General features: G+C 44.5%; 13 protein-coding genes, 1 tRNA gene, 3 rRNA genes, 1 pseudogene and 1 CRISPR repeat array. Of the genes and pseudogenes, 3 read left to right on the forward strand and 15 right to left on the reverse strand.

Annotation, left to right across the window (positions count from 1 at the left end):
• The first annotated feature begins 15 nt into the window (after nucleotides 1-15).
• Nucleotides 16-593: a CRISPR direct-repeat array (repeat unit 30 nt; unit sequence GTTGTGAATTGATTACATTTTGTATTTTTA).
• A 102-nt stretch (nucleotides 594-695) separates the two neighbouring features.
• From cas2 to metG, 4 genes are all read right to left on the reverse strand, one after another.
• Nucleotides 696-1037: a CRISPR-associated endonuclease Cas2 gene (cas2, locus tag HPY71_11850; GenBank protein ID NPV54197.1), complete on the reverse strand. Its 342-nt coding sequence runs from the start codon at nucleotides 1035-1037 to the stop codon at nucleotides 696-698.
• A gap of 5 nt (nucleotides 1038-1042) precedes the next feature.
• Nucleotides 1043-1981 carry a type II CRISPR-associated endonuclease Cas1 gene (cas1, locus tag HPY71_11855; GenBank protein ID NPV54198.1) on the reverse strand — a complete coding sequence of 313 codons (939 nt, stop codon included), beginning with the start codon at nucleotides 1979-1981 and terminating at the stop codon, nucleotides 1043-1045.
• A 27-nt stretch (nucleotides 1982-2008) separates the two neighbouring features.
• Nucleotides 2009-5860 carry a type II CRISPR RNA-guided endonuclease Cas9 gene (cas9, locus tag HPY71_11860; GenBank protein NPV54199.1) on the reverse strand — a complete coding sequence of 1284 codons (3852 nt, stop codon included), beginning with the start codon at nucleotides 5858-5860 and terminating at the stop codon, nucleotides 2009-2011.
• A gap of 96 nt (nucleotides 5861-5956) precedes the next feature.
• Nucleotides 5957-8017 carry a methionine--tRNA ligase gene (metG, locus tag HPY71_11865; GenBank protein NPV54200.1) on the reverse strand — a complete coding sequence of 687 codons (2061 nt, stop codon included), beginning with the start codon at nucleotides 8015-8017 and terminating at the stop codon, nucleotides 5957-5959.
• Between the two features lie 350 nt (nucleotides 8018-8367).
• Between metG and HPY71_11870 the strand changes: the two genes are divergently transcribed.
• Nucleotides 8368-8571 carry a hypothetical protein gene (locus tag HPY71_11870; GenBank protein NPV54201.1) on the forward strand — a complete coding sequence of 68 codons (204 nt, stop codon included), beginning with the start codon at nucleotides 8368-8370 and terminating at the stop codon, nucleotides 8569-8571.
• A 37-nt stretch (nucleotides 8572-8608) separates the two neighbouring features.
• Here the strand turns inward: HPY71_11870 and feoB are convergent.
• From feoB to HPY71_11905, 7 genes and pseudogenes are all read right to left on the reverse strand, one after another.
• Nucleotides 8609-11107, reverse strand: a pseudogene (gene feoB / locus HPY71_11875) (ferrous iron transport protein B).
• Nucleotides 11108-11294: 187 nt separating this feature from the next.
• Entirely contained in the window at nucleotides 11295-12398 is a 1104-nt protein-coding gene (locus HPY71_11880) for an AhpC/TSA family protein (GenBank protein NPV54202.1), read from the reverse strand.
• A 47-nt stretch (nucleotides 12399-12445) separates the two neighbouring features.
• Nucleotides 12446-13030 carry a rhomboid family intramembrane serine protease gene (locus HPY71_11885; GenBank protein ID NPV54203.1) on the reverse strand — a complete coding sequence of 195 codons (585 nt, stop codon included), beginning with the start codon at nucleotides 13028-13030 and terminating at the stop codon, nucleotides 12446-12448.
• Between the two features lie 125 nt (nucleotides 13031-13155).
• Nucleotides 13156-14604 carry an MFS transporter gene (locus HPY71_11890; GenBank protein ID NPV54204.1) on the reverse strand — a complete coding sequence of 483 codons (1449 nt, stop codon included), beginning with the start codon at nucleotides 14602-14604 and terminating at the stop codon, nucleotides 13156-13158.
• A gap of 28 nt (nucleotides 14605-14632) precedes the next feature.
• A complete protein-coding gene (locus HPY71_11895) occupies nucleotides 14633-15040 on the reverse strand; it encodes a hypothetical protein (GenBank protein NPV54205.1) in 408 nt (135 codons plus the stop codon).
• Between the two features lie 59 nt (nucleotides 15041-15099).
• Nucleotides 15100-16407: a tetratricopeptide repeat protein gene (locus HPY71_11900; GenBank protein ID NPV54206.1), complete on the reverse strand. Its 1308-nt coding sequence runs from the start codon at nucleotides 16405-16407 to the stop codon at nucleotides 15100-15102.
• On the reverse strand, nucleotides 16407-17336 hold the full coding sequence (locus tag HPY71_11905; protein ID NPV54207.1) for a helix-hairpin-helix domain-containing protein: 930 nt from the start codon (nucleotides 17334-17336) through the stop codon (nucleotides 16407-16409). The genes HPY71_11900 and HPY71_11905 overlap by 1 nt, the downstream gene beginning before the upstream one ends.
• Nucleotides 17337-17433: 97 nt before the next feature.
• Between HPY71_11905 and HPY71_11910 the strand changes: the two genes are divergently transcribed.
• Together HPY71_11910 and HPY71_11915 are read left to right on the forward strand one after the other, a co-directional pair.
• Entirely contained in the window at nucleotides 17434-17895 is a 462-nt protein-coding gene (locus tag HPY71_11910) for a DUF2147 domain-containing protein (protein ID NPV54208.1), read from the forward strand.
• 73 nt (nucleotides 17896-17968) lie between these two features.
• The gene (locus tag HPY71_11915; protein ID NPV54209.1) at nucleotides 17969-20164 is read left to right on the forward strand and encodes a T9SS type A sorting domain-containing protein; all 2196 of its coding nucleotides are present in this window, start codon (nucleotides 17969-17971) and stop codon (nucleotides 20162-20164) included.
• Nucleotides 20165-20243: 79 nt separating this feature from the next.
• Here the strand turns inward: HPY71_11915 and rrf are convergent.
• The 4 genes from rrf to HPY71_11935 all read right to left on the reverse strand — a co-directional run bounded on the left by rrf (nucleotide 20244) and on the right by HPY71_11935 (nucleotide 25146).
• A 5S ribosomal RNA gene (rrf, locus tag HPY71_11920) occupies nucleotides 20244-20358 on the reverse strand.
• Nucleotides 20359-20440: 82 nt separating this feature from the next.
• Nucleotides 20441-23299, reverse strand: a 23S ribosomal RNA gene (locus HPY71_11925).
• A 150-nt stretch (nucleotides 23300-23449) separates the two neighbouring features.
• Nucleotides 23450-23523 (reverse strand) — tRNA-Ile (locus HPY71_11930).
• Between the two features lie 88 nt (nucleotides 23524-23611).
• Nucleotides 23612-25146 (reverse strand): 16S ribosomal RNA (locus tag HPY71_11935).
• Together the 16S, 23S and 5S rRNA genes with 1 tRNA gene alongside form the textbook arrangement of a ribosomal RNA operon.
• Nucleotides 25147-25157 lie beyond the last annotated feature (11 nt).

Consider the following 25157-nt stretch of genomic DNA (forward strand, 5'->3'; position numbering starts at 1 on the left):
GCGTGTCCTTCCGGGGTTGTGAATTGATTACATTTTGTATTTTTATGCCTGGCTTTACAGCACGTCAAAGCAACTGCAGAAGCGATGAAGGGTTGTGAATTGATTACATTTTGTATTTTTATGCCTTGCTTTACAGCATTTGGACCGAAATGATTGGCGAAGAACTGGTTGTGAATTGATTACATTTTGTATTTTTATGCCTGGCTTTACAGCTTCGGCAATAATATATATTGGACATACAACGTTGTGAATTGATTACATTTTGTATTTTTATGCCTGGCTTTACAGCCTTAGCGGGGCTTTTGTTATCGTAACTTGCGTTGTGAATTGATTACATTTTGTATTTTTATGCCTGGCTTTACAGCCCGTCGCCGTCATATACGACAACGGCGACGGTTGTGAATTGATTACATTTTGTATTTTTATGCCTGGCTTTACAGCGTGTTTCCTTTCAAGCCACCAAGCGGCTGAGTTGTGAATTGATTACATTTTGTATTTTTATGCCTGGCTTTACAGCACACACTTGAGGGAAGCCTTTACCCAGTAGGTTGTGAATTGATTACATTTTGTATTTTTAAGCCTGGCTTTACAGCACAAATGCCCTGAAATGTAGATTCATCAAACCTTTTCGGGGCTTTTCAGAACAAAAAAAAGGAGGCGGGGAGGGCCAAAATAACCTTCCCCGCCCCGTTTTTTTAAAACAATTCGAGTTGCCGGGGCTGGTTGGGTGGCGGCTTGCGCTTTGTACCCAGATAAAGCTCCATTTTCTCAAACTGTTTATCGGTAATCTCTAATACACATACTGCACCTTCTTCCGGCACTATAGCTTTAATTCTCTTCTTGTAAACATCGGCCGATTCGCGACTGGCCACATGCCTCAGATAAGCCGAAAACTGAAACATACTGAAGCCTAAGCCTTGCAAATTTTTACGGAAGGTTGCAAAAGCTTTACGCTGGGCTTTGGTTTCGGTAGGTAAATCGTATAAAACCATCAGCCACATATTTCGGTATGCATTCAGTCGTTCAGTTTCGGCCATACGGCTTAATTCATTTCGGGCAATACCAGGTTGCGTTTACTTCCCTCGAAGCATTTCACCAAAGATTGACAGGAGTATTGAACCGCATTCATCAATGGACTGGTTTCATTCGCAATCTCTACATCAATGAAAGGAATGGCAAGCAATTCTGCCTTGGTTTCCCTGTCGAGTTCTTCTTTCAGCCCATTTTTCTTTATTATCTGATACACCAATCGATCTACAAAGGGTCGGTAGGGTTCCATCATGTCGTCGGCCAGGCAGAAGGGATTGTAGCGATTGTGGTGATGAAGTCCCAGAGTTGGCAACAACCCACTGGCCACCAGTGCCCGGGCTACGATAGCCCTGAGTATGGCATAACCATAATTGAGCATGTTGTTGGGCGGTTCACCTTCACGCTTTCTTTTAAAATCTTCAATACCTTGAAAAATATGTTGCCAATAGTAATACGAAGCCGTTGCTTCCAAATTGCCACTATCTCCGCTTTTTACTTCATTGCTCATAGCTTTAAGGTGATTGGCTTCGGTGTGTAAACCGGTATGAAGCAAAACGGCCGACTGATTTTTGATCTTTTGGCGTATCAATTGGGCCCACAATTGCTTGCGCAAAGGTTCTGAGGCCTCGATTTGGGCCTTGTACCTTTCGGTTTGCAGGGTATTGGAATACAAAGGCAGATGCAGCCCGATGGGATGATGGGTATCGTCGCAGGACAGCAATGCAATATTGCGGCTGGCCAGTTGGGCAAGCAAGGGATGGGTGAGCGTGATTTGCCTGTGATCGAGCACCACGAAACCCACGTCATCCAGATGAAAACGTTTCTCGGCTTCTTCGCCCATTGCTTTTTTCACCTCAGGCTGCTGCTCTATCACTTTAAAACGGGCAACCATATTATTATTTTCAAAACTCAGCCAAACCGGTTGACTGAAATATAAAACTCTTTTAATCATTGATAAAGCTCATATAAATATAATATATCATAAAAAGCTAATTCTACCAAGTAAATCTACTTTTACTTTCAATGGATTAGCTTTCATCAGTGCATTAATGCTGGCTAATCTTAAAGATTCATATTTCAAACGATCATATTTTGAAGATGGAATGTAAGTAAGGTATTGATGACTTAAATTATAGTCACTACTAGCCAACTTGTAAACTCGAAACAAGTAATATGACAGCAAATTATAATTATTATTTTCCAAAGCCTCCCTTGCATTTTCCGGATCGAGAAACATCAGGAAATACTCATTCATTTGCATAGACAACTTGAGCTTCCACCCTGTTTCGGGCAGTTGCCCAAGGAATGTCTGGGGATATTCTTTCGCACTCCTTAAAATATCATCCCACACTTGAGTAGTATCCTTAATAATCACCGGTAGGCCGTATTTGTACCTTTCCACTGCATGCCAGAAGGTGCAGACGTGTTCATGCAGATTACCCTTCGCATCTTCATAAATGGCCACATGATGATTATTTCCGGGTTTTACATACCCCATGGGTTGCCCGTCGGAATTATATTTTATGGGTACAACAGCATTCAGGCCTGTAAAGATCCTGACAGAGCGGATGGGCCGGGTCTTTTCCTTGTCGTAATAAACAGGATGGGCCAGTGCCTCTTTTATATTTCCTCCATATTCCTCTACATGTTTTATTATTCGCTCTCTTATCCCCTTATCCACAATCCATTTGAAATCGTCTATTTTCTTAAAATTATTTACATCAAGCGGTTTGCGAATAACGTAATCTTCGGCATAGCACAATGCTTCTGTAAGTGGTTCTCCGGAAGGAAGCAAAATGGGCTCTTTTTTGAGAATTTTGGGGTAATCTTTGGGAGAGGCCTCCGGATGGTCTTGTTTAAATTTTAATATCAGGTCGCGAATGCGAGGATTCACGATAAGATCGGGATGCTCCAGCAGATACTTCAGTGGTTGGAGTTTATCGTGGAACCTTATTTTTCCATACACACTCTCTTCACTCAACGGCCCTCGCGGAACTATCACTCCCCTTTGGACATAAGTTTTGCGTCCGGGTAAATGCACGATATTTCTGCCTTTAACTGCTACTTTCTTACCCGGTTTGAAAGACACAAATATTTCGGCGGCTTTTTCCTTCACCTGGTAAGTTGCAAAAGGTTTTTGGGAGATAAAATATTTATCAACCAGGTTAAGTCGTTCCTGAATTTCCGGATTTATATCTTCTCTTTCTCCGGATTCATTATTAAGCAATCGGTACAATTCATCCCTTGTATGCTGGGCATGAAGGGTGCTGAGGCGTTGAATAAATCCCTGCCTGGTGCAGGCAATGGTCAGGGCATCGATGGCATGGTGGCGATGGTCGATGCGTTTCGAAAATTCCTCCTTCATCCTTGCAATTATTTCCGGAATTTCCTCCTCTTTGGCCTCGCTCAGTTTTTCCTTACACAGATACTCAAATCGCTCTTGTTGCAGATTTAACAATACATTATCCCATCCCCACAAATGCCGCAGGCGAGCAGTAAGCATACCTGAAGTAGCATGGACATTGAAACTAACGGCCGTTAGAATCTCACGGGCTTTTTTACCAATATAGCGGGTTTCGTTGAGTTGTCGCTCGATAAATTCGCTATCTATTTTTGATTGAGCCGTTAACAGTCTTTCGCGTTTTCCTCTGGTTATCAATTTTTTATCAAATAACCTCTTGACCCGTTCTTTATATTCATTTAGTGCCTCTTCGCCTTTAGAAGCCATAAAATCGTAGGCAGTCATGTCGCCTTTGGTGGCATTGCATTTTCTGTGTACAAGAATTTTATTTTGTTGGGAATCATCGTAAATCAATGATCGGGGAATAATGTGATCCACATCCACCTCTTCGCCTTTGAGGGCTTGTTCTTTGCCAAACATCTTACCACAATACAGACACATCGCATTTATCCTGCCATCTTCATCTACGCTTGTTTCATTGAAAAGCCTCATTTTAACTATATTATTCCTCGAGACTTTAATTCCATACTTCTCCAATTCCTTGGCATAATCTTCATTCTCCTTTTCTATCGTTTTAATTCTTCTAAACGTTTCAGCTCTATCCTGCTTATTTTGTTTCAGTTCACGCGCCAATTCAATTCTGATCTCGAAGCGATTGTTCAGGCGTTCTTCCCGGGTTACCAGCCCATTACTTTCATCAATAATTTCATTAACGATTTGAATCATTTGGTTCAGCACCTTTTCTACGATAGGTTGTCTGAGGCTATTCTTGGGGAGCAAGGCGATTTTATCCTTTAGCTGTCGCGCCAGATTTTCTTCTCCTGTGAGAGAATTAGAATGGTTGTATCCTGCCTTTTCACAGGCTTGAGCATAATCAAAACCCTCCATTAAATAAGGCAGTATCTTTCGTATCATCTTGTGCGACTTACTGGAATATCCCCCGGCGGTAAAATCCAGCTCAGCCAGTCTTAATGCAATTTCTTCAGGAATGTTGAATTTAGATTTCAATACTTCCACGCATTCCTCAGGTTGATGTATGGAATACAAGACATGCCAAAGCTGATAAAGGGGCTCATTCTCAATACTTGGGGAAACTTCTTTTTTTACATAACTTTCTAGAATTTCGCCAGTTTCCTGATCAATCAGTAAAGCTTCTTCTCCTTGGGTTATGAATTCTAAATTAAACCTGAGCAAATTCTCTGCATCGGGATAATCTCCCAAAGCCTTTTTTATTTTTACCAGGGTCAAATTTCCTTGTATTCCTTTATCAATCAGCTTATTGTAATACCATCCTTCGTTTTTACCTTTCCCCAGTAATTCAAGAAGTTTTGGGCCAGTGAGTTTTTCGTTATTATTCAGGTATTGAAAGATTTTCTGCTTTTCCTCTAAAGAGAGTTTATAAAGATCTCCATCCCTGTTTTTAAGTCGGATGTTATGAATGCTTTCCCAAATTTTTTCGATTTGAAACAAGGGAGAACTTCGAGGCGCTACCTTTGGACCAACGAACATTTCGCGCCCGTTTTTTACGACCCACTTGCCTTCAAATTCACAAATTTTCACCAATCCCTTCTGGCTCCGTAAAGGTCGCTGATAATAAATAATTTGATAAAAATCATCCACAACCTCATGGGTGAGTATTTCGGGATAAAAAGTTTGTTGTTTTCTCATTATTGCCCAAAACTCCTCTTCATAAGCCCCCCGGGGAAATACTTTTTCCTTGATTCTGAAATAAGGATTCTGTGTTAACTCGCTGTAGAAATATTGGCCAATAGTGAGTTGTAAGTCTTTAATCTGTTGATACCTGCCTTTTACCTGCTGAACATAATCAGTCTCTTTTTTCTCTTTCGAACTCTCCCTGCGGTTGCTTTTATACCCCCGCTTTTGAAGCAAATGGTAAAGCACCCTGCCAAGCTCCTTAAGGCTGATTTGTTCATTCACCGCACGCGATCGAAGCCCCCAAAGGGCTAATTTTTCCAATGAAAACAGGGAAGCATCGAACATTCCCAGTTGATGAAGCTTTTGGGTTAGGTTCTTGCGTCGCATCACGTAGCGGGCATACATTCTGCGTATGCCTCTTTTCACAGTTCTTTGATGCGCAGGAGATTCTCCCGTCCCTTTGCTATAATCCTGAACATCATTAGAATCGATAGGAACGATTCTCACCCCCATCTTTAAAATTTCATTATTAGCCTGATTTTCAGTATCTAACTTGACCAAAGCCCACCCAATGGAAGCAACACCCAGGTCAATACCTAAAATTTTTTTCTCCATAGCTGTTGTTTTTTTGTAAAAGTAGAAATTTTTAATATATTTGCACCATACAAATGTAATCAATTCACAATAAGGATCCATGATCCGTTGTGAAAACATTGAGGGTGGGGCAACTCGCCCTTTTTTATTTTTTCATGCATAAAACAGAAAGGCCCGGCAGAGCCAGGCCTGAAAAAAATTAAGGGAAAAAAAAACTTATTTCACTTCGCTTCCATTGTTGATATGAGCCTCTGGTGAAACAAAACGCAGGGTACCGTCGCGGTCCTCAGCCATCAGTATCATTCCGCGGCTTTCGATGCCCTTGATATTGCGTGGGGCCAGATTAACCAATACACATACTTGACGACCAACTATCTCTTCCGGATTATAATATTCAGCAATCCCGCTAACGATGGTTCGGGTATCGATACCGGTATCTACTTTTAACCGAAGCAATTTTTTGGTTTTAGGAACTTTTTCAGCCTCCAGGATAGTACCGATACGGATATCCATACGGGCAAAGGCCTCATAATCGATATCCTGTTTTGCCGGAGCAGCAGGGGCTTTCATCAAATTGGCCTTACGCGCAGCTTCCAGCTTATCGAGTTGCTTCTGAATTTGTTCGTCTTCGATTTTAGAAAACAAAAATTCAGGTTGATTTAATAAATGACCTGCAGAAAGTAGGTAGGCATTTCCGGCTGAAGCCCAGCGGAGGGGTTGGAGATTGAGAATCCGGAAAAGTCGCCCGGAGGTGAAAGGCAGGAAAGGTTCGGCCAGAATGGCGAGGTTGGCACATATTTGAAGGGAGAGATTGAGCACGGTAGCTACGCGGTCAGTTTCGGCCGGCCATTTCTTCCAGGGCTCATTATCAGTAAGATATTTATTCCCCAAACGAGCCAGGTTCATCATATCGTTGAGGGCTTCACGGAAACGGAAATTGTCGATGCTGGATGCGATGCGCTCGGGAAATGAGGCCAGTTCAGCCACAAGGGCTTCGTCATCGGGCATGAGGTGGGTTGCCGGGGGCACCTGGCCCGAAAAATATTTATGGGTGAGAACCACAGTACGATTCACAAAATTGCCCAAGATAGCGAGCAGTTCGTTATTGTTTCGTGCCTGAAAATCTTTCCAGGTAAAATCGTTGTCTTTGGTCTCAGGGGCGTTGGCACACAAAACATACCTCAATACGTCCTGTTTGCCCGGAAAGTCTTCCAGGTATTCGTGGAGCCAAACAGCCCAATTGCGCGAGGTAGATATCTTATCTCCTTCAAGGTTCAGGAATTCATTGGCAGGCACATTGTCCGGCAAAATATAGCTTCCTTCGGCTTTAAGCATAGCCGGGAAAATGATGCAGTGAAATACAATATTGTCTTTCCCAATAAAATGAATCAGACGGGTATCGGGTGATTTCCACCATTTTTCCCAGTCGCCTCCGGTGAGCTGGGCCCAGTGTCGGGTAGCCGAGATGTATCCGATAGGAGCGTCAAACCACACATAAAGCACCTTACCTTCTGCACCTTCAATCGGAACTTTAACACCCCAATCGAGGTCACGGGTGACGGCCCGAGGTTGTAACCCCAGATCAATCCACGACTTGCACTGCCCATAAACGTTGGTTTTCCAGTCGTCTTTGTGTCCTTCCAGAATCCATTCGCGAAGCCAACCTTCATACTGGTCGAGGGGTAAAAACCAATGTTTGGTATCTTTCAACACGGGTTTGCTACCGCTAAGGGCAGAACGGGGTTCAATTAAATCGGTGGCATTGAGTGAGGTTCCGCATTTTTCACACTGGTCGCCATAGGCTTTTTCGAACCCACAGTGAGGACAAGTTCCAACAATATAACGGTCAGCCAAAAACTGACCTGCCTCTTCATCATAATACTGCTGGGTAACTTTTTCGATAAATTTCCCATCCTCGTAAAGTTTACGGAAAAATGCTGAGGCGGTCTCATGGTGAATAGGTAAGGAAGTTCTCGAATAAATATCGAAGGAGATTCCTAATTCCTCGAAAGATTTTTTAATTATTTCGTGATACTTGTCGACTACCTGCTGGGGGGTGATGCCTTCGTTGCGGGCTTTGATGGTAATGGGAACTCCATGTTCGTCGCTGCCGCCAATAAATATAACTTCTTCACCGCGCGAACGAAGATAACGGGCGTAAATATCTGCAGGAATATATACCCCGGCCAGGTGTCCGATGTGGATAGGGCCATTGGCGTAAGGCAAGGCCGAGGTGATGGTGGTACGCTTGAATTTTTTGCCTGAGGAGGTTTCCATCTTTTATATTGAATTGAGGCGCAAAGTTAAGGATTAGGATTCAAGTTTCAGGTTCCAAGTTCCAGGTTCCAAGTTCAGGGTTCCAAGTTCCGGGTTTCAGGTTCCAAGTTCCGGGTTTCAGGTTCCAAGTTCCGGGTTTCAGGTTTGTCTTGTCCTGAAATTTGTCTATACCCAAAGGATGTAAATGGATATGAAAGGGCAAAATTAATGCAACTCTTTTAAAGTCAATAAATTAAAAAATTGAATTTACTTCGCAAAGGCAATGCCCTAAAATGTATTAATTCTGATGTTTAGTAAAATAGCTTGTATTATCTATTGGGAAAAAGAGATTTTATTAGACGGAGGAATGTATGAAAAAGCGAGCCACAAAACATAGTCCGGATATAAGTGATGAGCTAAAGGCATTACAACAGGAGCATGAAGAACTCAAAAAGCTACTGCTACAAAAAGAACTGGAAATTATGGTTGCTAGAGCTTATCTGGAGGTAGAAGCCCGAAATCAAGGATACAAAAATGTAGAGGAATTAAAGAAAAAACTAAGGGATCAAACTTAAATTTATCCTCTGCATGAGTTGAAGTTCAAATGGAGATTTAAGCAATTATCAGGCTTCCCAATTGATATACGAGAAAAGAGACGATATAGGCGATTACGGTAGTATAAACTACAACAAAAGCGCCCCATCTCCAGCTACCCGATTCATAGCCGATTACAGCAACTGTGGACATACAAGGGAAATACAGCAAAATGAAAATCATAAAACTAAGGGCTACAAGGGGTGAGAAAACTACTTCATCTTTTCTTGGACCATCGCGGTAGGTTTCTTGCTGCAAGCGACGTTTGAGGGTATGGGAGTTTTCGTCGCCCCCTCCATATAAAACTGCCATGGTGCTCACTACAACTTCCTTCCCCGGTATGCCAGCCAAAACGCTTACCGACATCTTCCAGTCGAATCCTAAAGGTTGCATCAGGGGATGGATAAATTTGCCAATACGGCCTATGAATGAGTTTTCCTGCTTCAAAGTGAGGTAATGTTCTTCGAGACGAAGCATGAGGCTGTCGCGTTCCCTTTCCAACAACGGAGCTTTTCCGGGATGTACGGATAACAGTCGCTGATAGTGGTCCTCGATTATCTGGCGATTCTTCACATAATTATGATGTACCTGGTGATCGATGGGAAAATAACCCAGGGCCCAGATCACAATGCTGGCCACCAAAATCACGCCTGCAATTTTTTTCAAATATTGCACAGCTCTGTCCCACATATGCATCAGCACAACCCTCCAGGTAGGGATGCGGTAAGGAGGCAGTTCCATTACAAAAGGTAAAACTTGTTGCCTGAAAAGCGTTTTTTTCAACAACAAGGCCATCAAAATGGCAATTAAGATACCAAATAAATAAATACCAAATAAAACAGAGCCTGCATGATTGGGGAAAAATGCACTAATCAGCAAAACATAGACGGGTAAACGGGCACTGCACGACATGAAGGGGGTTATGAGCATGGTTACCAGGCGGTCGCTGCGGTTTTCGAGTGTACGTGTGGCCATGATAGCTGGTACCGTGCATCCAAAGCCCATCATCATAGGAATAAAAGACTTGCCGTGAAGTCCTATCTTGTGCATCAACTTATCCGTAATAAAAACCGCCCTTGCCATATACCCGGTGTCTTCCATCAGGGCGATGAAAAGATAAAGCAGAACTATATTGGGCAAAAACACAATCACTCCGCCAATTCCGCTGATGATACCATCTACCAGCAGGTCGCGGAACATACCAGGAGCCATAATAGACTGCACCCAATCAGCTAAGAGGTCTACCCCTTGTTCAATCCAACTGACAGGGTATTTTCCCAGGGAGAAAGTAGCTTCGAACATCAGCCACATGAAAAGGCCAAAAATGGGCAATCCAAGATACCTATGCGTTAGCACAGAATCAACTACCTGTGTAATTTCACGCTGCCCCGGCACACTGGGAGACATGGTTTCGCGAAGCGCGCCTGCAATAAACCCATAGCGGGCATCGGTGATGGCTGCCTCGGCCGAATCGGCTGTCAAAGACTCTATTCGGGCAACCTGTTCATTCACCACGCTTTGAATTTCATCGTGATTGGGGCAGGATCTGATTCGGTTCATTTCCTCGTGGTCGCGTTCGAGCAACTTTATGGCGAGGAAACGGGATGAAATTCGGTCGGTAAGGAAAGCATTTTCAGGGCGACGAATGACTTCTTGTATAGCTCGAATGGATTTTTCCAACTCAAGGCCATAGTTGATGTGAATATGTCTCACCACCGGCTCATTATCCTCATAAACCCTGACAATGGTTTGCTTAAGCAATTCAAGTCCCTGACCTTTAGAACCAACCGTGGGAACAATAGGCACCCCCAATAAACGTGAAAGCAATTCTACATCAAGTTTTTCCCCTTTTTGTTCCAGCTCGTCGAACATATTCAGGGCAATTACCATGCGTATGTCCATATCGATGAGCTGAGTAGTTAAGTAGAGATTGCGTTCAAGGTTGGAGGCATCTACCACATTCACAACCACATCGGGCATGCGGTTTAGAATATGGTTTCGCACAAAAAGTTCTTCCGGCGAATAAGCACTGATGGAATAGGTGCCGGGCAAGTCGGTGATATGCAACTCGTGATCGCCAAACAATATTCTTGCCTCGTGGGCATCGATAGTAACTCCGGCATAATTGCCCACCTTCTCGCGCAGGCCTGATAATTGATTGAAAATCGTTGTTTTTCCTGCATTAGGATTTCCCACCAGGGCAATATTGATATGGCGCGACCGCTTTTTATAAGGTGGGATAAAAGAAGCCCCATCGACGTCAAGATGAAGGGGTTGAGCCTGTACATACTCAGAAGAAGCGTCAGTGACACAAACTTCAATGAGGCTGGCTTCCGATTCACGCAGGGAGACGTTGTACCCAATATCAAATTCAATAGGATCCTGCAAGGGCGCCCGACGAATCACTTTTACCCGGCGGCCCGACACAAATCCCATCTCCATAATGCGACGCCGAAAAGCTCCCCGGCCTTTAACCTTCGCAATGATGGCGGTTTCCCCTTGCTTCAATTCATTGAGCGTTCGCAAAGCAATTTAGATTAATTTTAAATTGCAAAGGTAAGGGATTACCCATTTGAAGCAAAATTCGCAGAGATATCACGAATTTCAATCGAAAGAAACCTCTCAAAATAGAGCGGTTTAATCAAAAAATAAGGCGAACCGAATAGGTTTATTCGCTTCGCCCGGGCTCAAATGTAAACTATTTCTATTTCTTAATGAGTATCTCTTGCAGGGTTTGTATCAGTTCCTCTCCGCGCAGATTTTTACGGATGATTTTTCCCTGGGGATCAATAAGTACCGAATGAGGAATACTGTTAACCCCATATTCTTTTGCGGGAGCACATTGCCATCCTTTTAGATCACTAACATGAATCCAATTAAGTCCGTCGGCCTTAATGGCATCAATCCATTTTTTTCTGTCGTTATCGAGCGATACGCCAAAAATTTCGAACCCTTTATCTTTAAAAGCCTTGTAAGCTTTTACAAGATTGGGGGATTCAGCCCGGCAGGGGCCACACCATGATGCCCAGAAATCAATAAGTACGAATTTACCTCTAAAAGCGGAAAGACTGCGCGGTATGCCGAGGGTGTCGGGCAAATTAATCTCAGGTGCCGGCTGTCCGATATCTACTTTTTTGAGAATATTGATACGCTGGCGAAGCCGTTTAACGTAAACAGAACTGTCTAAGGAAGAAGGGAAAAGTGAGACAAGACTATCGAGCTCTTTCAGGCCTATGGTGTAAATCAGCTGTTGGTTTACCAAAAACGGGCCCAACACAGAATTGCGATGAGAGAGAATGTAATCTTTTACGAAACGATTTTGCTCACGATCGAGCATATCCCAGCTTTTTCCGATATTACGAATCACTACCGTATCGTTGGCCTCTTTGGCAGCCATATATTGATGGTAGAGTTCTTCCTGACGCTGCTGATAAGTATTAAAACCTTTTCGAAATGAAGCATATTCATTGTTTAACGTTGAACCTGTTACTCTTGCAGCCTGCAGGCTATCGGCATGAGCCATCACCTTAATTTTTCCCGGCTCAAGAAAAAGTCCGATTCTTCCTTTACCAGGCCCGAAACTGATATATACGAATTCAGGGTTGTCGATATTCCCTTTAAAGATGAAATTCCCTTTTGAGAGCTGAGTAGAGTCAATGGTTTTAAGCCCATCATCTGTAAAAGATTGCAGATATACACTCCCATTGTCGGCAGCAGAGATTTTACCCTCAATGCTAAACTGGTTAGATTTGCGGCATCCAGAGAAAATAGTTGCCGCAAGTATCAGAAATAAGAAAGATTTTTTCATTGGTTCAAATTGTAATTGGTATTGCGCAAAGATAAATAAGGTTCGGATTACTTATTTGGGCCTTCCCCTTCTTCCTTTTCTTTGAAGATATATCTAACCATTGTCTCCTTGGCTTGTTCAGCCTGATAATCAGGGTCAGGTTGTTCATTCCCGGTTTCTTCCAATTCCCAACTATAGACGGGCGCCTGGGGACCCTGGCGGCGATAATAGACGGCAAGGATGAAACCTGTGATCAGTCCGGCCAGGTGCGATTCCCAGCTGATATTTTTACCAGGGAAAAAATCAGGAAAAATACCCCAAATCATCCCCCCGTAAAGGAAAACCATGAGTAAAGAAATAGAGAGTAAACGTGGATTACGTCTCACAATTCCACTCACCACATGAAAGGCCGCTAATGAGTATACTACTCCACTGGCTCCGATATGCCAGCTTTCGCGTGCGCCCAACCAAACCAATGCCCCCGGAAAAATCCATGACCAGATAAGCACGCCCCAGGCCACTTCCTCATAAAAATAGAAAAGCAGCAGGGTCATAAAAAAAAACGGGATAATATTGGAAAAAAGGTGATCGAAGCCAGCATGCACCAATGGAGCAAATAAAATTCCCGGTATGCCTTCAAAATGTAATGGCATTATGCCCCATCTACTCAAGGAGTGACCAGTAATGGATGAATAGAGTAAGACCCCCGCCATCAATAAAGGAGGCAGCAAAGAGGGAAGTAACAGTTTGAGCCAATGTTGGCGTATCATAGAGGCATTTACCCGAATTTGGGCTTTATTACCAGGCGATTATACAAAATTAAAGCAATAAAGGTAAACAAACCTATTGCTGTAAACAGCACCCATATTTTCCATGGCTGAGCAGTCTCCCATAAATAAGCTGTGAGCCTATCAGGAGCCACATTCAAAGCTTTTGCAGCCGCCCCATAATAATCGCTGAGCGGTAAACCATCTCCAGGTGCTGGTAGCTGAATGCCTTTGTCTATTAAAAGCTTCCGTAGAAGCGTCGGTTTATCAGCAATATCAGCGTAAACTGACCCTGAGAGAAACCCTGCTACAATATGGCCGCCAGCCAACGGTAAATAGCTGAAACCCATATACAGAGCGGTTTTACCTTCCGGGGCTATTTTACCCACGTATTCCTGGGTCTTGGGTGAAGTAGCCATCTCACCCAAGCCAAAAAGCAATAGGCTAAAAATCAGATAAACGGGGTTGTTAAAAGCAAACATCATCCCAATTCCCAACGATGAAAGGAGAATTCCATTTGCCATAGCCCGCAGGGGTGTAAACCTCGTAACGAAACCGGAAACGGCTATTTGGAAAAGGACTATATAAAAGGCATCAAGATTGGTAAGCATTTCGGGTGCAATGGTCCCCGAAGGAGTACCAATAGCTGCCGCAATGGCCGGAGAAAGATCATACAGCCAATTATATAAAGGCCGAGTGTCCATCCACTGGTCGATATATACCGGCAGAGTGTAGAAAAGTTGCAGATACATGGCCCAAAACCCAACGATTATAAGCAGAAAAACGATAAGTCTTACATCGGAAAGCACTGTAGCAACGTTCCGAAAAATTAATTTGAGGGATTCAACCAAGGGTTTTCCGCTCTTTTCTTTTACCGGATCTTTATAGAAAAATAGCAGCAAGACAAAATTGACCAGAATAATAAAGGCAGACATGTTGAAAACCCACTGCCAGCTAATAATTCTGAGCTTTGAAGCGACAATTGGCCCAATAAAAGCTCCAATGTTGACTATCATGTAAAAAATGCCAAAACCTATGGAAGAATTGCGATCGTCGGTAGTACGCGAAACAGTGGCAGTGATGATAGGCTTGAACAAAGCAGCTCCGACAGCCAGATACATAAAAAGGAAGTAAAAGGCCCAATAACTTTTTACCCTCCCCAGCAAGAAGTATCCTGATGAAAGGACAAGGAAAGCCACCAGTAAGACCCGCTTGTAGCCATAGCGGTCGGCTATACTTCCAGTGATAATCGGAAGAAGGTAAAGTAAAAAAGTGACAGGCCCCATCAAATTGCCTTTTTGCTCCTGGGTAAATCCCAGGGCTCCAGTATCGGTAGAGCCTGTTAGGTAAAGCGCCAGAACCATATAAAACCCATACCAGGCCCAACGCTCAAACAATTCCATAGTATTGGCCACCCAGAATGTACCGGGGAAAGTCCGAAAAATATTTTGCTTTGCCATGTTTTTAAACCCCTTCTGCCGCAACGAATTACTGTAGGGTAAAAGTAGCCACTGCGCGGTTGGTATCGCAGGTTACTGGCCACGGACAACTATCAATGTCCTTGGTTGCAACTTCATTGTTTACCAATATCTGCACCTCCAACAAAGCACTGTCTCTTACAGTAAAGGCTTCCAGATAAAGATGATCAAAGGTCTTGCCTTTAAATTCGAATGACCATTCTTTAATTGTATCGTAGTATTCAGAGACTATGTTTGAATACTTCGGGTTAAAATATCGCACGTAAATATCTGATTTATTCTTCAAATGGCTTACAACAAGGTATTTCACCTGATACTGCGTCACAGGGCGATTAACGTCTTCCTGATCGCAGGAAGCCAGAATGAATACAGCTAAAAGGATAAAAGTAAATGCGCTAAAATTGAAAATCTTTTTCATAAGTCTAGTTTATGGGTACAAATTTATAAATCCTTGATATCATTACGAAAAAATACGGTTTATGTTGTTTTTGAATCCACCTTTTTTTTTCGGGCCAAACGCATAAATAACATCAACAATATCCAAAATAAGCCCAACGCAATACCAATGTTAAGAAACAATTTAAACCCACGCGGATGATCGATTTTTGCTGCGGTTTGAATGGGAGCAATGGAGGTGCTATCAGGCGCATTCACCAGCATTTTCGACTTCAGTTCAGCAAATTTTTCCATAAAGTACCGTGCACTATCATAATTCAAATGAATACCATGGGCCAGCGATAGTTCAGCATAGTTAGCAGCAAGTTCTGGCGTCAGTCCTACGGTAATGGCGATATTTTTTGCCAGATGGAAATAAGCAAAAGCATGCTCAACATCTCTGCTGCGCGCCAAAACAGAACCCATTCTCCTGAAAATTTCAGCCGATTTCTTTTTCTGCTCCAGCCGATTATTGATTTTTTGGGCTGCAAGCAATTTAAGCAATGCATCATTATAATCTTTCTTAAGCAAGGCCAGTTCTGAATAGTGAATCAAATATTCCATTTCCAGGTCTGGGTCACTCAGTAATTCAATGGCGGGCAGGGCCTGTTCGAAGCTTAGGTCGGCACTGTCGAAAAGATAAAGTCCGGCATAAGCCATGGCCAGATTTATACGAGCAATCGATGCACCATAAAGATCTGAATCCGCATCAGCCATTAGTAGGGCCTTTCTGAAATAGTAAAGGGCACTATCGAAACTCTGCATTTCCAGGTGAAACAAACCGAGATTATTCAGGGCATTGGCTATCGCTTCGTTTTCCGACATTTGCTTACCCAATCTTAAAGATTGTTTGAAATAATCATAGGCTCTGTCATATTCCCCTCTATATAAATAAACGGTACCAAGATTATTGAGGGTAATCGCTTTACCCCTATGATCACCCTCGTTCTCATCGTTTATCAGCGCAAAACTAAAACAGGCTATTGCACGGGAATAATTGCCAAGGTCTTGTTCTACAAGGCCTAAATTGTTGTAAACGCTAGCCAAACCCTTATGCGATCCATCTTTACGATATAAATTCTCTGCTTCATGTAAGTAATTCTTTGCATCGGCGTAATTACCTCTATAATAATGCTGTACGCCGATGCATTCAAGCGCAACTGCCTCATTATGCCGATCATGGATAGCACGCGCTGCCTCCAGTGCCTTGAATGCCAGCTGCATAGCCTTTTGCGGATCTCGCCCGACTGCGTCAAAATAAGAATCCAACAAGCTATCCACCCTGGTTTGGGCATATACACGAATGATAAATACTAACAGTAAAACTTGTAGCAGAAAACGCAGTTTCATCATTGCGAAATTATGTATTCAGGGTTGATAGCAAGATAAGGTCTTAATTTATTATATAGCTCATCGTACATCAAGGGCAATATTTTCAATTCGCTAATCTCTTTTATACCATTATGTTTTTGGCGGTAATCGGCAATTGCCTTCACCATGTAATATTCAAGATAAGGATGACGTAACAAATCTTTAAACGAAGCTTGATTTAAGTCAATCTTTCTGATTTTCGTAGTATCAATGATAATATAAGGCTTAATTTTTTCAAGCCTTGAGGCATCCATTCCATAAACCTCGAGTAATTGTTCCGAATTATGATAACCGCCCAGACGTTGTCCATATTTCCATATACGTCTGGCAAAAGTAGGCCCAATACCCGGCAAATCCTGCAATTGCAATGTATCTGCACTGTTCAAATCAATGATTGGAATAGGTGGGGCCGAAAAGTCTCCTTTTCGAGGAACTAAAGACTTAATGCTATCTTTCCGGGCTCTTTCAATGGCCACATAAGGAGCTATGCGCTGATAATCATCCGGAGTGAGAGTATAGATACGCTTGAGGTCTTCTGGTTTGTTGAATTTACCCCCCGCCTTACGATAGGCAAGGATAGCTTTTATAGTTCTTGCGGGAAGGCCGAGTCTTCTCCAACCTTCTTCTTCCAGTAAATTGGGATCGAAGGGGAAAAGTTGAATTTTTTTTGCAACAAAATCTAATTGAGGATTATCCTTTGCTTTTTCTGTATAATGGCTACTCTTTCGAATTTCATTCACAGAAAGTGTATCGCCATTAATATATTCGACATCAACCGGCTGATGATGGTTTTCAATTACCAGCGTCAAAATCCAAAAGACAAGGATAAGGGCAAGTAATACCATGATTCCTCTTTGCTCCCGCTTCGAGAAAGAATAGTATTTCCGTAAAAAATTTTTAATGCCCATGACAATAAATCCTGCCAAATGTAATAAAATCCACTGGTTGACTTTATATCATTGAAATTACATATATTTGCCAGATTCACCAAAACCTGAGTAAATAATGAAAAAAGGTATCCTTGTTATTTTGACACTTGCAATAAATTTGATGGGCTTCACAAAAGTCGCATGGAGCCAAACCTATAAAAGTATTGATGTAAAAGGCATATGGCTCAATCAGGATGAAGATGCCAAAATAGAGATTTTTGAAAATGGAGGAAAGTACTACGGCAAGATTGTATGGCTCAAAACCCCAATTGATCCCGAAACCAACAAACCCAAGGTGGACAAACACAATCCCAATCCTGCACTTAGAAATCGCCCGACGCTGGGGCTTGAAATTTTGAAAGATTTTAGTTTCGATGGTAAGGATGAATGGAAGGATGGTACAATATACGATCCTAAATCGGGAAAAACCTATAGTTGTTATATTCGTATGGAGAACAAAAACAAACTCAAAATCAGAGGATTTATTGGGGTTTCGATGTTAGGACGCACTACTTACTGGACACGTTCCTCCTTGTAGGGATATTTTGCAAAAACCCATACAGATTATCCGTCTTTTGGCCTAATTTTAGACCGACCAAATCTTATTAGCCATGAGACGGATTTTTTTATGGGCTACCTGTATTCTATCATTACATTTAAATGCCCAGACCTACATCAATCTTCAGGATAACTACAATGTTGCCTCCAATTCTCACATCATCATCAATCCCGGGAACTACAATGTAAGCGATCCGGGAAATGACGGACTGCTCAGACTCAACAATGTAGAAAACGTTATTATAGAAGGACCCGGAGTAATTTCCGATGGTCTATCCTATACAGGATACTTCATCAAGATGAACAATTGCCGCAACATCACCATCCGAAACCTGGACCAGGTGAAGCACTACTATTACGCTGTTCACGCAATGAATAGCGATAGCATTTTCATTTACAATACTAATTTCTCATACAACAAAGTGGACTCTGCGGGCTGGATTGATGTTTGGAGCGACTACCAGCAGGCTCTGGGAGGTGGTGTTATGCTGTATAACTGTCATGAGGGGAGCATCCACAATAACACCATGCAATACCAAAACGACGGCGTAGCACTATACCACTGCTCAGGATTTAAGATTTACGAAAACACATTCGACTGGAACACTTCTTTTGGTATTCGCATGTATTTTACCGACAATTGTCACATTCATCACAACCAGGCAGCCCACATAAACCGGCCTTATACCGATCCTTCTGATTGCGCTGCTTTGCTAATGATTGTATCAAACAACAATTTGGTCGAGCACAATGATCTGTCATGGTCAGGCGATGGGGTATTCCTGGGGCAGTATCAATATTCCCAGATACCTAACAACAACCAGTTTTACTATAACGAGTGTTCACATTCTCCGCACAATGCCATTGAGGCAACCTTTGCCGATGGTAACATTTACAAGTTCAACAAGTGCAATTACAGCCATTATGGTTTCTGGCTGGGGTATTCCTTCAATTCAATCGTAGACAGCAACGAAGTAATAGGTAATTACAATTCGGGAATTGCCATAGATAGAGGGTTTCAAAACACAATACGGGGAAATATCATTCAAAATAATCCCATAGGTATTGAATTATGGGAGGGGAGCAATATACCTGGATATCAAAACCAATGGAGCCATGATTATATCATCAGGGGTAATATTATAACAGGGAATACAAAAGGCATTCATGCATCCAAAACAGAGAAACTTGTAGTAAGAGACAACAATTTGGACTATAACCGTGATGCTGCAATTTATTTTGAGGGCCAATCGGACCATGATACCATCGAAGGGAATTCCTTCAGGTATTCTACTGTATATCATATGCGTAGCCTTTCAACAGATAATATAAATGCCATAGAAAACTTGTATCAACCTACCGGCGAAAGTTTTATCGGGGAAAAAATTCTTGGCAATATTACCTGGCAGCCTTATACTCCCGGTCCTCCCTTTCAGATTCAAAACATTCCGTTGTGCGACCTTTCGGAGCCAACTGCATTGTGGCAATCTTACCCGGAATTGGGGTATGGCAGCCGCGAAACCGAAACCCTTACATTCGACAGCACAGACAAAGTTGAAGGAATTGCCTCGTTGAAGTTAACAACCGGTAGAGGGTGGTATGTGGCTTTGAATTACCGTCCGCAGGGAGATACATTGGCGTCATGGTCATTCAGTCCCCAAGATACCCTTACATTCTGGGTAAAGACCATTAAAAATCCTGTTTATGGCTTTCAATATTTCCACCTTCGCCTGGGCAACCGCACCGGAGGATATTACAGATACAATGCTTCTCCATCATTGCTCAACGCAGCCCATCAAACCTGGAAAAAGTACGCATTCCCATTGAGTGGAAATGCACAGTTTAGCCGCCAGACAGTAGGTACAGTAGATCTAAATGACATTAATTATTTTGAATTATGGGCCGATACCTGGGACTATGGATTTACGCTCTGGCTCGACGGAGTATCATTTAGCAACTGCCAAAATTCATCCTTGGGAAAGGAAGAAAGGACGCTTGTAAACGACAACCTTTTGCTATTTACTAACCCCGTCACAGAAAAGTTGGAAATTCATTACAAAGCAAACAGCGGCCCCGTCAGGATAGACCTATACTCATTAGATGGCAAAATTATTGAAACACTGTATGATAATAAGGATTTCAGAGGCGAGGTAAGAATTCAAAGAGCTTGCAGTTGGCCGGCGGGTGTATATATCCTTAAGTTGAACAATGCAGGGGAGACACTAACTCGCAAACTAATAGTATTGTAAGGAGAACAGGGTGATATAGACTCAAGAAAATTATAAAACACAAAAGGCTGCCCAGGTGTGGACAGCCTTTGATATAAGAGCTTGGCGGCGACCTACTTTCCCCTCCCTTTTGGGGCGAGTATCATCGGCGCTGGTGGGCTTAACTTCTCTGTTCGGAATGGGAAGAGGTGATCACCACCGCTATAACCGCCATAGTGCCTTGCAGCTAGCTTGCGCTAACCTCGACAACCTGCCTGAGATAAGATACTTTTCGAACAAACTCTCGCTTCTACCTCGGATAGTAAAGTCTCGGGCTATTAGTACTGCTCGGCTCAGATGTTACCACCTTTACACCTGCAGCCTATCTACCTCGTAGTCTTCAAGGGCCCTCTATGGAAGTCTCATCTTGGGGCGGGTTTCGTACTTAGATGCTTTCAGCACTTATCCCTTCCAAACTTGGCTACCCTGCTATGCAGCTAGGCGCCACAACAGGTACACCAGCGGTTTGTCCAACCCGGTCCTCTCGTACTAAGGTCAGCTCCCCTCAAACTTCCTACGCCCACAACAGATAGGGACCGAACTGTCTCACGACGTTCTGAACCCAGCTCGCGTGCCATTTTAATCGGCGAACAGCCGAACCCTTGGGACCTTCTCCAGCCCCAGGATATGACGAGCCGACATCGAGGTGCCAAACCACTCCGTCGATGTGAGCTCTTGGGAGTGATCAGCCTGTTATCCCCGGAGTACCTTTTATCCTTTGAGCGATGGCCCTTCCATGCGGAACCACCGGATCACTATGTCCGTCTTTCGACCCTGTTCGACACGTCTGTCTCGCAGTCAAGCACCCTTATGCCATTGCACTCTACGCACGGTTACCAAGCGTGCTGAGGGTACCTTTGAAAGCCTCCGTTACACTTTTGGAGGCGACCACCCCAGTCAAACTACCCACCAAACACTGTCCTCCTTCCAGAGTTAGGCTCCAGGCAAACAAAGGGTGGTATTTCAACGTCGACTCCATGATGGCTGGCGCCACCACTTCACTGTCTCCCACCTATCCTACACATCGTTTACCCAAAGTCAATGTTAAGCTATAGTAAAGGTTCACGGGGTCTTTCCGTCCCGTTGCGGGTAAGCGGCATCTTCACCGCTACTACAATTTCACCGAGCTCATGGCTGAGACAGCGCCCAGATCGTTACACCATTCGTGCAGGTCGGAACTTACCCGACAAGGAATTTCGCTACCTTAGGACCGTTATAGTTACGGCCGCCGTTTACCGGGGCTTCGGTTCAAAGCTTCGCAGCTTACGCCACTAACCTCTCCCCTTAACCTTCCGGCACCGGGCAGGTGTCAGGCCTTATACTTCATCTTTCAATTTCGCAAAGCCATGTGTTTTTGTTAAACAGTCGCCTGGGCCATTTCTCTGCGCCCTAAACTTGCCTGCTTAGGGACCCCTTCTCCCGAAGTTACGGGGTCAGTTTGCCTAGTTCCTTAGCCATGATTCACTCGAGCACCTTTGGATACTCTCCTCGACTACCTGTGTCGGTTTGCGGTACGGGTTGCTATAAGCTGACGCTTCCACGGCTTTTCTCGGTTCTCCCTTATCACTTTCGCTTCGCCCGTAGGCTATGCTCTACGAACTATTCCGTCAGTTCGTAAGTGCCTCAGTTAAACGTCCCCGCTTCGCACTTATAGCAAGTACAGGATTATTAACCTGTTGTCCATTAGCTCCCCCTTTCGGGTACGCCTTAGGCCCCGACTAACCCTGATCCGATTGACGTTGATCAGGAAACCTTAGTCTTCCGGTGTGCAGGGTTTACACCTGCATTATCGTTACTTATGCCTACATTTGCTTTTCCAGTCTCTCCAGATATACTCGCGTATATCCTTCCGCAATCCTGGAATGCTCCCCTACCACTTATACCTCTATAGTATAAATCCACAGCTTCGGTAGTATGTTTTATGCCCGCTTATTATCCACGCCCAACCGCTCGACTAGTGAGCTGTTACGCACTCTTTAAATGAATGGCTGCTTCCAAGCCAACATCCTAGCTGTCAATGCAGTCAGACCTCGTTTTACCAACTTAACATACATTTGGGGACCTTAGCCGGTGATCCGGGTTCTTGCCCTCTCGGCCATGGACCTTAGCACCCATAGCCTCACTCCAGGGTATCATGTCTTAGCATTCGGAGTTTGTCAGGATTTGGTAGGCGGTGAAACCCCCGCATCCAATCAGTAGCTCTACCTCTAAGACACTATCACCCCAGGCTGTCCCTAAAGACATTTCGGGGAGTACGAGCTATCTCTCAGTTTGATTAGCCTTTCACCCCTACCCACAGCTCATCCGAAAACTTTTCAACGTTTACCGGTTCGGCCCTCCACCTCGTATTACCGAGGCTTCAGCCTGGCCATGGGTAGATCACAAAGTTTCGCGTCTACCCCCTCTGACTTATCGCCCTTTTCAGACTCGCTTTCGCTTCGGCTCCCCACCTCCTTTTGTGGTTAACCTCGCCAGAGAGGCGTAACTCGTAGGCTCATTATGCAAAAGGCACGCCGTCACCCTTCGACAAGCTCAGGGCTCCGACCGCTTGTAAGCGCACGGTTTCAGGTTCTTTTTCACTCCCCTGTCCGGGGTTCTTTTCACCTTTCCCTCACGGTACTTCTTCGCTATCGGTCTCTCAGGAGTATTTAGCCTTACCGGATGGTGCCGGCTGTTTCACGCAGGATTCCTCCGGTCCCGCGCTACTCAGGATCCTGCCTCGCCTTCAATCAATTTCTCTTACGGGGCTATCACCCTCTCTGGCCCAACTTTCCAGTTGTGTTCAAATATCAATCTTCAGGCTTTTTTGGCAGTCCTTCTACCCCAATAATGCCTTAACATTATTGGTTTGGGCTACTCCCCTTTCGCTCGCCACTACTCAGGGAATCACTATTGTTTTCTCTTCCTGCGGGTACTTAGATGTTTCAGTTCCCCGCGTTCGCCTTCTGCTCACCGCAGAATATCCCGACTTCATCGGGATGGGTTCCCCCATTCGGATATCGCCGGATCTTTGGTTATTTGCACCTCCCCGACGCTTTTCGCAGCTTATCACGTCCTTCCTCGCCTCTGAGAGCCTTTAGGCATCCCCCGTGCGCCCTTAGTAACTTTCTTCTATCCTTTTTTAGGTCGCTCAAGTTCGCTCTTTCTCGTATCTTATCTCACAGCGTTGTCAAAGAACCTTCTCTGTATTGCTACAGTCGCGATATCCAAGGATACGATCCTTTCGCCCCTTTTCTCCTCGCCGGGCAGATATCTCTCGCTTTTACGTAGTCCCGCGCAGATTTGAACTGCGGACCCCTACATTATCAGTGTAGTGCTCTAACCAACTGAGCTACGGGACTCTGTATCGCTATTTCTTGGTCCTGTTTATATTTATAAGAGGTTTAGCGTAGCGGCTCTTCTACCTTCTAGTGGTATAGAGTCGGCTCCAGAAAGGAGGTATTCCAGCCACACCTTCCGGTACGGCTACCTTGTTACGACTTAGCCCCAGTCACTGAGTTTACCCTAGGTCGCTCCCTCGCGGGTCACGAACTTCAGGTACCCCCAGCTCCCATGGCTTGACGGGCGGTGTGTACAAGGCCCGGGAACGTATTCACCGCGCCATGGCTGATGCGCGATTACTAGCGAATCCAACTTCATGGAGTCGGGTTGCAGACTCCAATCCGAACTGAGATCGGCTTTTAAGGATTGGCTCCCACTCACGTGGTCGCTGCCCTCTGTACCGACCATTGTAGCACGTGTGTAGCCCAGGACATAAGGGCCGTGCTGATTTGACGTCATCCCCTCCTTCCTCTCTGCTTGCGCAGGCAGTTCCCATAGAGTCCCCGGCTTTACCCGCTGGCAACTATGGATAGGGGTTGCGCTCGTTATAGGACTTAACCTGACACCTCACGGCACGAGCTGACGACAACCATGCAGCACCTCGCAGGCGACCATCGCTGGCTATACCCTTTCAGGTATATCCCCCCTGCGTTCGAGCCCTGGTAAGGTTCCTCGCGTATCATCGAATTAAACCACATGCTCCTCCGCTTGTGCGGGCCCCCGTCAATTCCTTTGAGTTTCAACCTTGCGGTCGTACTCCCCAGGTGGATCACTTATCACTTTCGCTTAGCCACTGATACTTCAGCGTACCAACAGCTAGTGATCATCGTTTACAGCGTGGACTACCAGGGTATCTAATCCTGTTTGATCCCCACGCTTTCGTGCATGAGCGTCAGTTGAAAATTAGTGAGCTGCCTTCGCGATCGGTGTTCTGTGTTATATCTATGCATTTCACCGCTACACAACACATTCCACCCACTCCATCTTCACTCTAGCCGTTCAGTATCAAAGGCAATCCCTATGTTGAGCATAGGGCTTTCACCCCTGACTTAAACAACCGCCTGCGCACCCTTTAAACCCAGTAAATCCGGATAACGCTCGCATCCTCCGTATTACCGCGGCTGCTGGCACGGAGTTAGCCGATGCTTATTCTCCAGGTACCTTCAGCTACCAACGCATCGGTAGGTTTAGCCCCTGGCTAAAGCAGTTTACAACCCATAGGGCCTTCTTCCTGCACGCGGCATGGCTGGGTCAGTCTTCCGACCATTGCCCAATATTCCTTACTGCTGCCTCCCGTAGGAGTCTGGTCCGTGTCTCAGTACCAGTGTGGGGGACCTTCCTCTCAGAACCCCTACCCATCGTCGCCTTGGTGAGCCGTTACCTCGCCAACTAGCTAATGGGACGCATGCCCATCCTTAACCACATCGCTGCTTTGATTATATCAGGATGCCCCTCTATAACCTCATGAGATATTAGCCCAGCTTTCGCCAGGTTATGTCTCAGTTAAGGGTAGGTTGCATACGCGTTACGCACCCGTGCGCCACTCGCCACCAGGTATTGCTACCCGTGCTGCCGTCCGACTTGCATGTATTAAGCCTGCCGCTAGCGTTCATCCTGAGCCAGGATCAAACTCTCCATTGTAATCGTTTGTTCC

Source organism: Bacillota bacterium, from assembly GCA_013178125.1.
GTDB lineage: Bacteria > Bacillota > SHA-98 > Ch115 > JABLXJ01 > JABLXL01.